The sequence below is a fragment of the Acidovorax sp. GW821-FHT11A03 genome (assembly GCF_058809075.1).
Window position 1 is genome coordinate 343,019 of record NZ_JBXASG010000006.1, and the last position, 13,600, is coordinate 356,618.

Consider the following 13,600-nt stretch of genomic DNA (forward strand, 5'->3'; position numbering starts at 1 on the left):
CGATTATAGCCTAAATGGCTCGCGGCCTCTTTATGACCCTTTGCCGGGTTTTCGCAGGCCCGCCAGCGCGGCAAATGGGTTGGACTTCTCGGCGTTGGCCTCTTCGAAATCCTCATCCGAGGAAGCCAGGGGCACCGAGGTCGGGCATTCGTCGTGCTTGGGCACCACGGGCAGCGCCATCAGCAATTCGTCTTCGATCAGCTCGCGCAGATCAAATTCGCGGCTCATGGCCAGCAGGTCTTCCTCGCTCTCGTCGTCCAGCGCCTCGGCCGTGGCTTCGTCGGCCACGAAGCGGAACTCGCGGTCCACCTCCAAGGGGACATCCACCGGGGTCATGCAGCGCTGGCACTCCATGGGGAAACTGGCCTGCACCTTGAGATGCAGCCACACCTGGCCCATGCCACCCAGCGCCGTGCGCACTTCGCCGACCGCCTCCCAGTCCACCATCAGGTCCGGGTGCAGGCCCTTGGCCTCCTGAGCCAGGCGTTCGTACTTCAAGAGCGAATCGTGGCCCGACAGCCGACCGCCCGCCTGTGCAAAGGCTTTTACGTCCAGGCGCTGTGCGGAGAATTCCTTGGTCATGGCGGCAGTGTAAGAGAATCGGCGCATGCATCAATCCCCTCCCCTGCAACGCCCTCTGGTATTGGGCTCCACCTCGCGGTACCGACGCGAATTGCTCCAGCGGTTGAACCTGCGTTTCGACGTTGCCGCCCCCGATGTGGACGAGACGCCCCGCCCGGGCGAGGTCCCGCGCGCGCTGGCCTTGCGCCTGGCGGTGGCCAAGGCCCAGGCGGTGGCCCGCCAGCACCCCGATGCCGTGGTGATCGGCTCCGACCAGGTCGCCGACCTTGCGGGCGAACCCCTGGGCAAGCCGGGCCACCACGAGCGCGCGGTGCAGCAGTTGCGCCAGATGCGGGGCCAGACCGTGGTGTTCCAGACCGCCGTGGCCGTGGTGTGCGCCGCCACGGGCTTCGAGCAGGTGGACCTGGCTGCGGTGGAGGTGAAATTCCGAGACCTGTCCGACGCAGAGATCGAGCGCTACCTGCGCGCCGAGCAGCCCTACGACTGCGCGGGCAGCGCCAAGAGCGAAGGCCTGGGCATCGCGCTGCTCGATGCCATCGTGAGCGACGACCCCACCGCGCTCATTGGGCTGCCCCTGATCCGCACCTGCCGCATGCTGCGGGCGGCAGGGCTGGTACTGCCGTGATGAAACATCCCCCGAGCCGCGTCGCGCAGCCACCCTCTCCTTGCGCAGAAGGGCACGCCCCGGCCTGGGCTGCGCCAGTTGCCTGGACGGCCGGTACCACGCAGCCCCATGGAGCCCAGCGATGAACGCAAGAACCGGAACGCTGTACCTGGTGCCCGCGCCGCTCGATTTTGGCTGCGACAGCCAGGTTCCGCTGCAGGATGCGCTGCCCGCCAGCACCTTGCAGACTGCGGCGCGGCTCACCCACTGGGTGTGCGAGAACGCCAAGAGCACCCGCGCCTACCTCAAGCGCGTCGATGCCATCCACCCCCTGGCCGCTTCCCTGCAGCAGCAGCAGATCACCGAACTGCCGCGCGAGGTGCACAAGAAGGGAGACCATGGCGACAAGGGGTCGGCCCCCTTCGATGCCCGCCCCCTGCTGGCCGCCGCGCTGGCGGGGCATGACATGGGATTGGTCAGCGAGGCGGGCATGCCCGCCGTGGCCGACCCGGGCTCGTCCGTGGTGCGCGCCGCGCACGATCTGCAGATCCCCGTGGCCCCCCTGGTGGGCCCGGTGTCGCTGCTCCTCGCACTGGCGGCCAGCGGCCTGAACGGGCAGAACTTCGCGTTCGTCGGCTATCTGCCACAGGACAGCCAGGAGCGCACCCAGCGCATCAAGGAACTCGAAGGCCTGGCCCTCAAGACAGGGCAGACCCAGCTCTTCATCGAAACCCCGTACCGCAATGCGGCCCTGTGGCAGGCGCTGGTCCAGGCGCTGCAACCCCACACCCGGCTGGCGCTGGCCAGCGGGCTGACGCTGCCGGACGCACGCATCCGCAGCCAGCTGGTGCGGCAATGGCGCCAGCAGCCCGAGCCCCCCGACAACCGCACCCCCGTGGTGTTCGCATTGGGCCGCTGACATGCAGCCGCATTCGATTGCTATATTTTTAATAGCTTGTAGCGCTTATATCACAAGCGCAGAGGCCATTATTCGTTGTGAATTGAACGGCAAGGCCATCAACATCTCCAACGGTGCCGAAACGGCCGGACAGTCCGGGCTCGTGCGCTGCCGCGAAGAGGACACGGGCCATGTCCAGCGAGAGCAGGAGCTGCGCGATGGCAAGTACATCGGCCAGGAGCGCATGTTCGACCGCGAAGGCCGCCTGCAGCGCGAGCGCACGGTGAACGAACGCGGCAACAGCCACGGCCGGGTGGCCGAGTTCTGGCCCAACGGCCAGGTGCGGCGCGAGGAAACCGCCGACAACGGCCGCACCCAGGGCGCGGTGCGCCGCTTCGATGCCACCGGCCGCGTGGAGCGGGTGTCGTTCCATGGCGACGGGCAGGAGCTCTTTCATGTGGAGACCAACGGCAGGGGCCAGCTCACGCGCCTGCTCTGCCCCCGTGCCAGCGTGCTGCCCGAAGACCGCAAGCTCTGCGGCTTCGATGGCGCCACCGACACCCTGCTGCACGCGGAAAACGGGACCCCAACCGCACAGCTTCGGTACGACCAGGGCCGCCTGCTGAGCGCCACCGAATGGAACGGCGACGGCCTCGTCTCCGCCCAGCAGCTCGTGGTGGAAGGCCGGCGCGTTCACCGCAGCTTCCACACCGAAGGCGGCAGGAGCGTGCTGCGCGAGGAACGCATTTTCGCCCCCGACGAGCGCGCGCTGCGCGACACCCGGGGCCCTCTGTGGAGCACCCGGCGCTACGGCGCATCGGGCCAGCTCATCGAGCAGCGCGGTTTTGACGGCGGGCGCGAGGTGCAGGTGGAGCGCTGGTACCTCAACGGGTCCGTGCGCGAACTCAGCACCTGGAGCGGCACCGGCGAGCAGGCCCGCCTGCTGCGCGAGATGTACCGCGACGACGGCAGCCTCCTGCGGCGCGACCAGCTCACCAAGGACCAGTGGCCCGTGGGAACGCAGCAGGCGTTCCACGACAACGGCCGGCCGGCGATGGAAGAGCAGTATTCCGCCCCCGATGCCCGCGGCCGCACGCGCCTCACGGCGCGCAAGCAGTGGGACGAAGCGGGCAAGCTCGTGGCGGACGACACCATTCTTGAAGATGGCTCGCGCCAGCGCAGGGCCGGCGGGCTGGACAGCTGAAGCAGGCATCAGACCACTGCCCCTCCACCCTCCTGCCGCCCCTGAGGCTTGCACCGTCCGGTCAGCGGCGCCATTCGCACAAGCCACATACGCAAAAATGCCCCGGATGGAATCTCCACCCAGGGCATTGGCTGCGAGTGGCCCGCAGGCCAGATCAGGTGGCGTCAGCGCAGCTGCGGCCCCGCCACTGACAGCGACTTGACCGCGCCCACGCCGATGGCGGCGCCAAAACGCTTGACCAGGCGCTCGGCCACGTTGTCGCGGCGGGTGTAGTCGATGATGTCCTCGGCCTTCACCACCTCGCGCGCCACGTAGTCCAGGTTGCCCAGCTTGTCTGCCAGGCCCATTTCCACGGCCTGCTGGCCGGTCCAGAACAGGCCGCTGAACGTGTCGGGCGTGGTCTTGAGGCGGTCGCCGCGCCCGGCCTTCACCACGGCGATGAACTGCTGGTGGATCTGGTCGAGCATGGTCTGCGCGTAGGCGCGCTGCTTTTCGGTCTGCGGGCTGAACGGGTCGAGAAAGCCCTTGTTCTCGCCAGCGGTCAGCAGGCGGCGCTCCACGCCCAGCTTTTCCATGGTGCCGGTGAAGCCGAAGCCATCCATCAGCACGCCGATGCTGCCCACGATGCTGGCCTTGTCCACATAGATGTCGTCCGCCGCGGCGGCGATGTAGTACGCGGCCGAGGCGCAGGTTTCCTCCACCACGGCATAGATCGGCTTGTTGTGCTTGGCCTTCAGGCGCACGATCTCGTCGTTGATGATGCCGGCCTGCACCGGGCTGCCGCCGGGCGAATTGATGAGCAGCACCAGCGCCTGCGAGCCTTCGTCCTCCAGCGCGCTGCGCATCGCGGCCACGACGAACTCGGCGCTGGCCTCGGCGCCCGCGGCGATCTCGCCCTTGATGTCGACCACCGCCGTGTGCGGCGCGCTCTTGCTGGCGCTGGGCGACGCCTGGCGCAGGGCGGCGAAGGCAACGGCGGCGATCAGCAGCAGCCATGCCAGCCGGAAGAATATCTTCCAGCGGCGGGCGCTGCGTTGCTCTTGCAGGGCAGAGAAGGCCAGCTTTTCCAGCGTGGCGCGTTCCCAGCCGGGTTCACGCGATGAGTCGCTCACAGATGCTCCTGAATTCGTAGCTGATTGCGCCCACAGGTCGGGCGCTGGGTTGCTTTTGGGGTCAAAACCCGGGGAACCGGGCGTTTGGGGGTCGGTCATGTCATGCGTCCTGGCGCTGCGCCTGCCTTGCCGGGGCGGCTTGTCCAGGGCACGGGCAAGGCACCGGACGACAGCACATAAGGGTAATTCATCTAGATTTTCTAGAACTCTACGGGTTGCAGGTTGTATGCAGTATGCCAGTGCACCACGCCATCGCTTTCCGACAAGGCAATTTTCACCAGGCCGCCCCGGCAGGGCCCCCCCGCGCACTGCCCTGTGCTGGGCAGGTAGGCCGCACCATGGGTGGCGCACAGCAGCCACTGGCCGGTGTCGTCGAAAAACCGGTCGGGCTGGTAGTCCATTTCCATCGCCACGTGCGTGCAGCGGTTGAGGTAGGCATGGGGCGTGCCGCGGTAGCGGATGGCAAAGGCCCGGCAGGTCTGCCCCGCATAGACCACGTCAAACGCAACGGCCAGGCCGCTGTCGGCCAGGTCGGCGCTGTTGCACAACGCAATGGCCCGGTCAGGAAGGTCCGTCATGGGAATGCTCGCTTGCGCATCGTGCACCCCCGTCAGGCGTATTGCAGCAGCCAGTCGTGCAGATCGCGCACCGAATGGGCCACGTGCAGCGGGTTGAGTGCATGGAACACCTCGGGCTCATGCGCGCCGTAGCTCACCCCCACGCTGGCGCAGCCGGCATTCACCGCCATCTGCAGGTCGTGCGTGGTGTCGCCCACCATCAGCAGCCGCTCGGGCAGCACGTCGAACTCGGCCATCAGCTCCTGCAGCATCAGCGGATGCGGCTTGCCCGCGGTCTGGTCGGCCGTGCGCGAGCCATCGAACACGCCGCGCAGGTCCACCGAATGCAGCGCATCGTCCAGGCCGCGGCGGCTCTTGCCCGTGGCCACCGCCAGCAGGTGCCCGCGATCGCGCAGGTCGGCCAGCAGCGGCAGCACGCCGTCGAACAGGCTCAGGTCCTCCTGGTGCTGGATGTAGTGGAACCGGTAGCGGTTGCCCAGGTCGGTGTACTTCTCGGGCGGCACGTCGGGGGCGGCATGGGCCAGGGCCTGCATGAGCCCCATGCCGATCACGTAGGCGGCCTCCTTGTCGGTGGGCACCGTGCCACCGACATCGCGAACCGCCGCCTGGATGCAGCGCACGATGATGGCGGTGGAATCAAACAGGGTGCCGTCCCAGTCAAAGGCGATGAGATCGAAACGGCGCGGGCGGGAGGTGGTGGAGGGCATGGGGGGTTGTTCGCGCCATTTCAGGCAGGAGAAGGCACAAAGCCGGCCAGTTCGGACGGCAGCTCGGCATGGAGCGCCACGCGCTCGCCCGAGGCGGGATGGTTGAACTGTAACCGCCAGGCATGCAGGAACATGCGCTTCATGCCCAGCTTCTGCAGCCGCTTGTTGAGGTCGAAATCCCCGTACTTGTCGTCCCCCACGATGGCATGCCCCTGGCTGGCCAGGTGCACGCGGATCTGGTGGGTGCGGCCGGTCTTGATGGTCACCTCCAGCAGCGACATGGCGGGCAGCCCCTGCGCGGGGCGCGGGGGCACGGAACTGCGCACCTTGACGAGCGTGACGGAGCGCATGCCGTCCGGGTCGTCGGCCGTGGTCACGCGCACACGGCGCTCCCCGTCGGCCTGCAGGTACTTGTGCAGCGGCAGGTCGATGACTTTCTTGTTGGCGGGCCAGGCACCCGTGACGAGTGCCAGGTAGGTCTTGCCGGTCTCGCGCTCGCGGAACTGGTCCTGCAGGTGCGTGAGCGCCGAGCGCTTCTTGGCCACCAGCAGGATGCCCGAGGTCTCGCGGTCCAGCCGGTGCACCAGCTCCAGGAACTTCGCGGCCGGGCGCGCCTGGCGCAACTGCTCGATCACGCCGAAGCTCACGCCGCTGCCGCCGTGCACCGCTACACCGGCAGGTTTGTCGATGGCGATCAGATGCTCGTCTTCGAGCAGGATGGGAAATTCGCGCGCGGGCGCCGGACGCTCGGCCTTCTCGGCCACCTTGTCTGAAATTCGAACAGGAGGCAGGCGCACCACGTCCCCTGCTTCCACGCGGGTGTCGGCACTCACGCGGCCTTTGTTGATGCGCACCTCGCCGCTGCGGATGATGCGGTAGACGTGCGTTTTTGGCACACCTTTCAAGTGGCGTATCAAAAAGTTATCGAGCCGCTGGCCCGCGGAATCGGAATCGACCTCGATCAGGCGTGCCGCCGGAGGGCTTGCCGCCGTGGTGCGGTCGGATGGCGGTTTGGCCCCTATAATGTGTTTCACCTGCGCGTTGCTGTAAGTGGTTGATTTGTCTGGAGTTTAGTCCACGCAACCCTTTCCCTCGTGCAGGAAGGTCGATGCCAGCGGGCGTCGTGCACGCAGATTGCAGGCCAGATGCCTGCGGTGGCCTGCGCTTCGTTCGGCGGGCTGACAGATTGAAACACTGATACGGAATCCCCAAGCTGGCAGACGCACCCTACCCGGGAGCAGCCTGCCAGCGGATCGAAGCGAGCATGTGGTTGTTGATGGCATGGATGGTGACCTTGTGGCGGTGGCTGTTGCCCCCGGCCGCACACGCACATTCCGCCCCAGCGCCCGTCCTGCAAGCGCAACACGCTACTATTTTGGTAGCAAAACTGCGCCACTCTCACTCGCCCCCATCCACGCGCCCCTGCCTTTTCCTGCCGCGCTAGCGCTCGGCAGACCCTTGGCATTCCCGGCAATTCCCTTCGTTTCGATGCGTCAGTCCAGGCATTCACAGCTCCTGTAGAGCTTGTTGTATTGGTTTGGAAACTGTGGGCGGCAGCCCGCGCAGCCCTCTCCGTGGGTCACGGTTGGCTGCTCCGCTGCTGTCCGCGAAACACTGAAGGAATCGCATCATGAAGCGGATGCTCATCAACGCCACGCAGCCTGAAGAACGGCGCCTGGCCATCGTCGACGGACAGAAGCTCCTCGACTACGAAATCGAAATCGAGGGGCGCGAACAGCGCAAGGGCAACATCTACAAGGCCGTCGTCACGCGCGTCGAGCCTTCGCTGGAAGCCTGTTTCGTCGACTACGGCGAAGACCGCCACGGCTTCCTGCCGTTCAAGGAAATCTCGCGCAGCTACTTCACCCCCGGTGTCTCGCCCAGCCAGGCGCGCATCAATGAAGTGATCCGCGAGGGCCAGGAGCTGCTGGTCCAGGTTGAAAAGGAAGAGCGCGGCAACAAGGGCGCGGCCCTGACCACCTTCGTCTCGCTGGCCGGCCGCTACGTGGTGCTGATGCCCAACAACCCCCGTGGCGGTGGCGTCTCGCGCCGCATCGAGGGCGAGGACCGCGCCGAGCTCAAGGAGGCGATGGACCAGCTGGAATACCCCAACGGCATGTCCATCATCGCGCGCACCGCCGGCATCGGCCGCACCGCGCCCGAGCTGCAGTGGGACCTGAACTACCTGCTCAAGCTGTGGAACGCCATCGACGGCGCCGCCAAGGGCGGCAAGGGCGCCTTCCTGATCTATCAGGAATCGAGCCTCGTCATCCGCGCGATCCGCGACTACTTCAACAACGACATCGGTGACATCCTCATCGATACCGACGACATCTACGAACAGGCGCAGCAGTTCATGGCGCACGTCATGCCCGAGCATGCCGCCCGCGTGAAGCGCTACCGCGACGACGCCGCCCTGTTCAGCCGCTTCCAGATCGAGCACCAGATCGAATCGGCCTACGCACGCACCGTGCAACTGCCCTCGGGCGGCGCCATCGTGATCGACCACACCGAAGCGCTGGTCAGCGTGGACGTGAACTCGGCCCGCGCCATCAAGGGCGGCGACATCGAGGAAACCGCCACCCGCACCAACCTGGAAGCCGCCGACGAAGTGGCGCGCCAGATGCGCCTGCGCGACCTGGGCGGCCTGATCGTGATCGACTTCATCGACATGGAGGAGAGCAAGAACCGCCGCGAAGTGGAAAACCGCCTGCGCGACGCGCTGCGCCAGGACCGCGCCCGCGTGCAGTTCGGCACCATCAGCAAGTTCGGCCTCATGGAGATGAGCCGCCAGCGCCTGAAGCCCGCCTTGAGCGAAGGCTCGTCCATCCCCTGCCCCCGCTGCGGCGGCTCGGGCCACATCCGCGACACGGAAAGCTCGGCCCTGCAGATCCTGCGGATCATCCAGGAAGAGTCCATGAAGGACAACACGGCCGCCGTGCACTGCCAGGTGCCGGTGGAAGTGGCCTCGTTCCTGCTCAACGAAAAGCGCACCGAGATCGCCAAGATCGAACTCAAGCAGCGCGTGGCCGTGCTGATGGTGCCCAACAAGACGCTGGAAACCCCCAACTACCGCCTGGAACGCCTCAAGCACGACGATCCGCGCCTGGACCACATCGAAGCCAGCTACAAGCTCGCCGAGGAAGTGGAAGACCCCACGGCCGTGACGCGCCGCTCGCAGGAACCCACCAACAAGCAGACCCCCGTCATCAAGGGCGTGCTGCCCGATGCTCCCGCCCCCGTGGCCGAGCCCCGCCCCGAAGGCGCGGCCCGCCCACCCCGCGCCGGCCAGCGCCCCGCTGCCGCGCCCGCGGCACCCGCCCAGGCCCCCGTGGCTGCGCCAGCGCCCGCTGCCGCCGCCGCGCCGCAGGAGCAAGGCTTCTTTTCCTGGCTCAAGAGCCTGTTCGGCTTTGGCGATGCACCGGCAGCCCCCGCACCGGTGGCAGCAGCCCCTGCCCCCGCCGCCACACCTGAAACCACGGGCCGCGGCGAGCCCCGCCGCGATGGCCGCAACGGCGAAGGCCGTGGCCGCCGTGGTGGCCGCGATGGCAACCGGGAAGGCCAACGCGAAGGCGGCCGTGATGGCGGCAACCGCGAAGGCGCCAGCGAAGGCCGCGGCCGCCGTGGCGAGCGCTCGGCCGAAGGCCGCGCTCCGCGCGACGCCGAGGGCCGCCCACCCCGCGACACCGACCGCCGCCCCGAAGGCGAAGCCCGCGAGGGACGCGAAGGCCGCAACGGCCGTGACGGTGGCCGTGGCCGCCGCGACGCCGAGCCCCGCAACCAGGCCGCCGGCCTGAACGGCGACAACACCGCTGCCGCGCAGGCGCAGGTGGAAGGTCCGAACGGCAACAGCGCGGAAGCGGGCCAGCAGCCGCGCGGCGAGCGCGGTCCGCGCCGTGACCGTGGCGAAGGCTCCGGCCGCCGCGAACGTGGAGACCGTGCAGAGCGCGGCGAACGCACGCCCCGTGCTGTCGAAGCGCAGGAGAGCACCGCGCCGGCCGCGGGCGACTTCGTCGACACCGCCCCGCTGGCATCGCTGCCCGACCTGGACCTGTCCGGCAACGACGTGGCCGCGGGCAATGGAGCCCCGGCCAGCGAAGAGCAGCAGCGCCGCGAGCGCCGCTCGCGCGACCGCTACGGCCGTGACCGCCGCGAACGCGGCGAGCGAGGTCCTCGCGACAGCGCCGAGACCACGGCAGCGGCACCGGCGATGCTGGACTTCGATCCCACCGCCGTCGCCGCACCCCAGGCCGAACCGGCGCCGGAGCAGGATGAGGCTCCACGCCGCAGCTACTTCAGCGCCCCCGCCGCACCGGTGGAGGCCGCCGTGGCCGAGGCTCCGGCTGCCGCCCCGGTGGCGGCTGCAGCGCCAGCGCCCGTGGCTGCTCCGGTGGCCGCCACGGCCCCTGCTGCCGCGGCACCCGTGGCGCCCCCGGCCGCACCCGTTGCCGCGCCCGCGCCAGCCCCGGTGGCGGTTGCTGCTGCGGCGGCTGCCGCCAACGGCATGCCCCGTGTCCAGTCCTTCACGCTGCCGGTCGACGAGCTCCAGCAGGTTGCCGCCTCGTCGGGGCTGCAATGGGTGAACTCGGACGCGGGCAAGATCGCCGCCGTGCAGGCGGCGATCGCGGCCGAACCGCAACCCATCCGCGTTCCACGCGAACGGCCGCCCGCGGTCGTGCTGGACGAAGGCCCGCTGGTGCTGGTGGAAACCCGCCGCGACCTGTCGGCGATGACCCTGCCTTTCGAGCAGCCGCCGGCGGCCTGATCCACCGGCTGCGGCCCTGAAAACAAGAAGGCGGCCCAGGGCCGCCTTCTTGCTTTGGGGGCCCTGAACAACGCCTTGGCGCTGCGGCGGCCCTGCAGCAGGTACCATTTTGGCCGCTGCCGGCATTCCGGCCTCGCTCCGCCCAGCCTTCTCCCCTTCCGAGCCCCACGGACCACCCGGACTCCCACATGCTGTTCCTGCTGTCCCCTGCCAAATCCCTTGACTACGACACCCCCCTGCCCGAGGGGTTGCCCCATTCCACGCCCCAGTTCGTGCCACAGTCCACGGCCCTGATCGAGGTGCTGCGCACCCAGTCCCCCCAGGACATCGCCTCGCTCATGGACCTGAGCGACAAGCTGGCCGCGCTCAACGTGGCGCGCTACCAGGCCTGGCGCCCCCGCTTCACCGCCGCCAACTCGCGCCAGGCGCTGCTGGCCTTCAACGGCGACGTGTACGAAGGCCTGCAGGCGCGCGCGCTCACCGCCGACGACCTGGACTGGGCCCAGCGCCACGTGGCGATCCTGAGCGGCCTGTACGGCGTGCTGCGCCCGCTCGACCGCATGCAGCCCTACCGGCTGGAGATGGGCACGCGCCTGGCCACGGCCGCGGGCAGCAACCTGTACCAGTTCTGGGGCAGCCAGATCGCCGAGCACCTCAACACCCGGCTGCGCGCCGACACCACGCCCGTCGTGGTCAACCTGGCGTCGCAGGAGTACTTCAAGGCCGTGGACCGCAAGGCGCTCAAGGCACGCGTGGTCGAATGCGTGTTCGAGGACTGGAAAGGCGGCGGCTACAAGATCATCAGCTTCCACGCCAAGCGCGCGCGCGGCCTCATGGCCCGCTATGCCGTCACGCACCGCCTTGCCACACCCCGCCAGCTGGAAGGGTTTGATCTGGACGGCTATGCCTTTGCCCCGGCATCATCCGGGCCCGAGCGCCTGGTATTCCGGCGCAAGGCAGCACCCGCCCCGTAACCCCGAAAGAAACCTGCTTACGTTGAAGGACCGCCATGACATCGCGTTCTGAACAGCACCCGGACAGCACCACGGCAACCCAACAGGACCGCGGTGCCGCGCGGCAGGCCATCACGCCCGAGCTGCGCCGCTGGATCATCGAGCAGGCCCAGGCAGGCTATGCCGCGCCCGTGGTGCTGCAGTCCATGCGCGATGCGGGCTGGGATGAGGACGTGGCCGCCGATGCGCTGGAGATCACGCTGCAGGACCACCTCAACGAACTGGCCGTGCAGCAGGGCCAGCCACCCGCCGTGGCGGTGCCCGAGCCGCGGCTGGACGAATCCCCCGCGCAGCTTGAGGCCGGCGACCGCAGCGTGAACGTGCTGCTGGCGATCGCCCAGCCGCGCATCGTGGTGTTCGGCAACCTGCTGTCGCCCGAAGAATGCGATGCGCTGATCGCCGCCGCCGCACCGCGCATGGCGCGCTCGCTCACCGTGGCCACCAAGACGGGGGGCGAGGAAGTCAACGACGACCGCACGAGCGACGGCATGTTCTTCCAGCGCGGCGAAAGCCCGCTGCTGCAGCGCATCGAGGAGCGCATCGCCCGCCTGCTGAACTGGCCCATCGAGAACGGCGAGGGCCTGCAGGTGCTGCACTACCGCCCCGGTGCCGAATACAAGCCGCACTACGACTACTTCGACCCCGCCGAGCCGGGCACGCCCACCATCGTCAAGCGCGGCGGCCAGCGTGTGGGCACGCTCGTGATGTACCTGAACACGCCCGAGAAAGGCGGCGGCACCACCTTCCCCGATGTGCATGTGGAAGTGGCGCCGCAGCGCGGCAATGCCGTGTTCTTCAGCTACGAGCGCCCGCACCCGTCCACGCGCACCCTGCATGGCGGCGCCCCGGTGATCGCCGGCGAAAAATGGATCGCCACCAAGTGGCTGCGCGAGCGGGAATTCAAATAAAAACAGGCCTTGGCGCTTATCCACATTGCGCCAATAGCTATCAATTTAATAGTATCCATGAACACCCCGGAACAATCCCAACTCGGCAAGGCATCGGCCTACATCGACCAGTACGACGCCTCTTTGCTGTTCCCCATCCCCCGCGCGGGCAAGCGGGCCGAGATCGGTGTCACCGGCGCCGCGCCGTTCTTCGGCGCCGACCTGTGGACGGCGTTCGAGCTGTCGTGGCTCAACCAGCGCGGCAAGCCGCAGGTGGCGCTGGCGCACATCACCGTGCCGTGCGAGACCCCTAACATCGTGGAGAGCAAGTCGTTCAAGCTCTACCTCAACAGCTTCAACAACACCCGATTCACGGATGCGGCCGAGGTGCAGGCCCGCATCCGTGCCGACATCAGCGAGGCCGTATGGCGCGGCGCGGAGCACCCGGCCACCGTGGGCGTGCGGCTCCTCAGCCCCGAACTGTTCGACCAGGAGCCCGTGCACGAACTCGACGGCCTGAGCCTCGATCGGCTGGACGTGGAATGCACGCAGTACCAGCCCGCGCCCGAGCTGCTGACGGCCGTGTTTGGCGAGGCCCCCGTGTCCGAAGTGCTCACCAGCAACCTGCTCAAGAGCAACTGCCTGGTGACGGGCCAGCCCGACTGGGGCAGCGTGCAGATCAGCTACAGCGGCCCGCAGATCAACCAGGAAGGCCTTCTGCAGTACCTGGTGAGCTTTCGCAACCACAACGAATTCCACGAGCAGTGCGTGGAGCGCATCTTCATGGACGTGTGGACCCGCTGCAAACCCATCAAGCTCACCGTGTATGCGCGCTACACGCGCCGGGGCGGCCTGGACATCAACCCGCTGCGCACCAGCCACCCGCAGGGCTTGCCGCGCAACGTGCGCACCGCCCGCCAGTAAGGCCCTCCAAAGATCCGCTAACCGCGCGCGTCAATCCAGTCACACCGCAGGGTGTGGCGCGCATGCGCGCGGGTGCGCCAGGTCACATACAGGCTGGGCAGAAAGATGGCGACCAGGCACACCGGCGCGGTCCAGGGCTCGCCAAAGGCGCAGATGGGAAACCAGCCCACCCACCCCAGCATCCAGATCGTCAGCACCAGGTCCCAGAGGTGGTACTCCAGCGGGTGCTCGGCCTTGTGCGCGACATGCCACTGCTTGATGCGTTGCAGTTCGTTCAGGGTCATGGGAACCTCCCGGAAAACGGGAAATTCACTGTAAGTTAGCAG

Annotated in this window: 13 protein-coding genes; 7 read left to right on the top strand and 6 right to left on the bottom strand. The window is 68.0% G+C overall.

Annotated elements, in window-relative coordinates; genetic code table 11:
• Window positions 1–30: 30 nt before the first annotated feature.
• On the bottom strand, window positions 31–582 hold the full coding sequence (locus tag AC1RVY_RS17355) for a YceD family protein (RefSeq protein WP_492807385.1): 552 nt from the start codon (window positions 580–582) through the stop codon (window positions 31–33).
• A gap of 25 nt (window positions 583–607) precedes the next feature.
• Here AC1RVY_RS17355 and AC1RVY_RS17360 point away from each other — a divergent pair, with 25 nt between their 5' ends.
• The 3 genes from AC1RVY_RS17360 (at window position 608) to AC1RVY_RS17370 (ending at window position 3,288) form a co-directional block, all read left to right on the top strand.
• Entirely contained in the window at window positions 608–1,207 is a 600-nt protein-coding gene (locus tag AC1RVY_RS17360) for a Maf family protein (RefSeq protein WP_492807387.1), read from the top strand.
• Between the two features lie 121 nt (window positions 1,208–1,328).
• Window positions 1,329–2,105, top strand: a complete 777-nt coding sequence (locus AC1RVY_RS17365) for an SAM-dependent methyltransferase (protein ID WP_492807389.1) — start codon at window positions 1,329–1,331, stop codon at window positions 2,103–2,105.
• 82 nt (window positions 2,106–2,187) lie between these two features.
• On the top strand, window positions 2,188–3,288 hold the full coding sequence (locus AC1RVY_RS17370; RefSeq protein ID WP_492807391.1) for a toxin-antitoxin system YwqK family antitoxin: 1,101 nt from the start codon (window positions 2,188–2,190) through the stop codon (window positions 3,286–3,288).
• A gap of 164 nt (window positions 3,289–3,452) precedes the next feature.
• Here AC1RVY_RS17370 and AC1RVY_RS17375 read toward each other — a convergent pair whose 3' ends face one another.
• From AC1RVY_RS17375 to AC1RVY_RS17390, 4 genes are all read right to left on the bottom strand, one after another.
• Window positions 3,453–4,499 carry a S49 family peptidase gene (locus AC1RVY_RS17375; protein ID WP_492807393.1) on the bottom strand — a complete coding sequence of 349 codons (1,047 nt, stop codon included), beginning with the start codon at window positions 4,497–4,499 and terminating at the stop codon, window positions 3,453–3,455.
• 101 nt (window positions 4,500–4,600) lie between these two features.
• Window positions 4,601–4,978, bottom strand: a complete 378-nt coding sequence (locus AC1RVY_RS17380; RefSeq protein ID WP_218340096.1) for a Rieske (2Fe-2S) protein — start codon at window positions 4,976–4,978, stop codon at window positions 4,601–4,603.
• Between the two features lie 32 nt (window positions 4,979–5,010).
• On the bottom strand, window positions 5,011–5,685 hold the full coding sequence (locus AC1RVY_RS17385) for an HAD family hydrolase (protein ID WP_218340095.1): 675 nt from the start codon (window positions 5,683–5,685) through the stop codon (window positions 5,011–5,013).
• Between the two features lie 20 nt (window positions 5,686–5,705).
• Window positions 5,706–6,719 carry an RluA family pseudouridine synthase gene (locus AC1RVY_RS17390; RefSeq protein ID WP_218295611.1) on the bottom strand — a complete coding sequence of 338 codons (1,014 nt, stop codon included), beginning with the start codon at window positions 6,717–6,719 and terminating at the stop codon, window positions 5,706–5,708.
• 596 nt (window positions 6,720–7,315) lie between these two features.
• Here AC1RVY_RS17390 and AC1RVY_RS17395 point away from each other — a divergent pair.
• From AC1RVY_RS17395 to queF, 4 genes are all read left to right on the top strand, one after another.
• Complete coding sequence (locus tag AC1RVY_RS17395; RefSeq protein ID WP_218295612.1) at window positions 7,316–10,450, top strand: Rne/Rng family ribonuclease; 3,135 nt, start codon at window positions 7,316–7,318, stop codon at window positions 10,448–10,450.
• A gap of 188 nt (window positions 10,451–10,638) precedes the next feature.
• Entirely contained in the window at window positions 10,639–11,424 is a 786-nt protein-coding gene (gene yaaA, locus AC1RVY_RS17400; RefSeq protein WP_218295613.1) for a peroxide stress protein YaaA, read from the top strand.
• 35 nt (window positions 11,425–11,459) lie between these two features.
• Window positions 11,460–12,371, top strand: coding sequence for a 2OG-Fe(II) oxygenase (locus tag AC1RVY_RS17405; RefSeq protein ID WP_218295614.1), 912 nt, complete (start codon window positions 11,460–11,462; stop codon window positions 12,369–12,371).
• A 57-nt stretch (window positions 12,372–12,428) separates the two neighbouring features.
• Window positions 12,429–13,274, top strand: a complete 846-nt coding sequence (queF, locus tag AC1RVY_RS17410; protein ID WP_218295615.1) for an NADPH-dependent 7-cyano-7-deazaguanine reductase QueF — start codon at window positions 12,429–12,431, stop codon at window positions 13,272–13,274.
• Window positions 13,275–13,291: 17 nt separating this feature from the next.
• On the opposite strand, the gene AC1RVY_RS17415 is transcribed toward queF, so the two are convergent.
• Window positions 13,292–13,558 (bottom strand): hypothetical protein, encoded by a 267-nt coding sequence (locus AC1RVY_RS17415; RefSeq protein WP_218295616.1) that lies wholly within the window; start codon window positions 13,556–13,558, stop codon window positions 13,292–13,294.
• Window positions 13,559–13,600 lie beyond the last annotated feature (42 nt).

What these genes read in the sequence shown, in the direction of transcription:
- AC1RVY_RS17380 (WP_218340096.1), bottom strand. Translation starts at nt 4,978, where the DNA reads ATGACGGACCTTCCTGACCGGGCCATTGCGTTGTGCAACAGCGCCGAC.
- AC1RVY_RS17360 (WP_492807387.1), top strand. Translation starts at nt 608, where the DNA reads ATGCATCAATCCCCTCCCCTGCAACGCCCTCTGGTATTGGGCTCCACC.
- AC1RVY_RS17385 (WP_218340095.1), bottom strand. Translation starts at nt 5,685, where the DNA reads ATGCCCTCCACCACCTCCCGCCCGCGCCGTTTCGATCTCATCGCCTTT.
- AC1RVY_RS17375 (WP_492807393.1), bottom strand. Translation starts at nt 4,499, where the DNA reads ATGACCGACCCCCAAACGCCCGGTTCCCCGGGTTTTGACCCCAAAAGC.
- yaaA (WP_218295613.1), top strand. Translation starts at nt 10,639, where the DNA reads ATGCTGTTCCTGCTGTCCCCTGCCAAATCCCTTGACTACGACACCCCC.
- AC1RVY_RS17415 (WP_218295616.1), bottom strand. Translation starts at nt 13,558, where the DNA reads ATGACCCTGAACGAACTGCAACGCATCAAGCAGTGGCATGTCGCGCAC.
- AC1RVY_RS17405 (WP_218295614.1), top strand. Translation starts at nt 11,460, where the DNA reads ATGACATCGCGTTCTGAACAGCACCCGGACAGCACCACGGCAACCCAA.
- AC1RVY_RS17355 (WP_492807385.1), bottom strand. Translation starts at nt 582, where the DNA reads ATGACCAAGGAATTCTCCGCACAGCGCCTGGACGTAAAAGCCTTTGCA.
- AC1RVY_RS17365 (WP_492807389.1), top strand. Translation starts at nt 1,329, where the DNA reads ATGAACGCAAGAACCGGAACGCTGTACCTGGTGCCCGCGCCGCTCGAT.
- queF (WP_218295615.1), top strand. Translation starts at nt 12,429, where the DNA reads ATGAACACCCCGGAACAATCCCAACTCGGCAAGGCATCGGCCTACATC.
- AC1RVY_RS17395 (WP_218295612.1), top strand. Translation starts at nt 7,316, where the DNA reads ATGAAGCGGATGCTCATCAACGCCACGCAGCCTGAAGAACGGCGCCTG.